This is a genomic window from Vibrio sp. 10N.222.46.A1, from assembly GCF_041473595.1.
Taxonomy (GTDB): Bacteria; Pseudomonadota; Gammaproteobacteria; order Enterobacterales; family Vibrionaceae; genus Vibrio; species Vibrio tasmaniensis_A.
This window is the reverse complement of record NZ_JBFRSN010001802.1, coordinates 1-466: the sequence shown is the minus strand read 5'-3', so window position 1 is coordinate 466 and position 466 is coordinate 1. Positions and strand designations below refer to the sequence as shown.

At 47.9% G+C, this 466-nt stretch carries 1 protein-coding gene; it reads left to right on the top strand.

The genetic code is table 11. The features are described from left to right. Positions 1-466 (top strand): NAD(P)-binding protein (locus tag AB4496_RS29385; RefSeq protein WP_372133661.1); only part of this gene is annotated, 466 nt, incomplete at both ends.

Here is a 466-nt window from a genome sequence, read left to right as displayed (position 1 = left end):
GTGGCAGTGGCTATAGCCGTTTCATTGTCGTTCTTAATCGCTGCACCTCTCAACAAAGCGGGTCACAAACTTTATCAACAATCAGGTCGCTGGTTAAAAGAGCACGCTGCTGAGAAGCTCCACCAACGCGACAAACGAATTGACCCAGGTCGGGCTCAGGTTCTAATTCTTGGCATGGGACGCATTGGTACTGGTGCCTACGACGAATTACGCTCACGCTACGGCAAAGTGAGTTTAGGTGTAGAAGTTCGTGAAGACGCGGCACATAACCACAGAAGCCATGGCAGAAACGTTATTTCTGGTGACGCAACTGACCCGGATTTCTGGGAACGAATTTTAGACACAGCAAACGTAAAACTGGTGATCTTGGCTATGCCTCACCACCAGGGTAATCAAACCGCCTTAGAACAATTAAAATCACGCAACTTTAAAGGTCAAATAGCGGCAATTGCCGAATATCCAGATC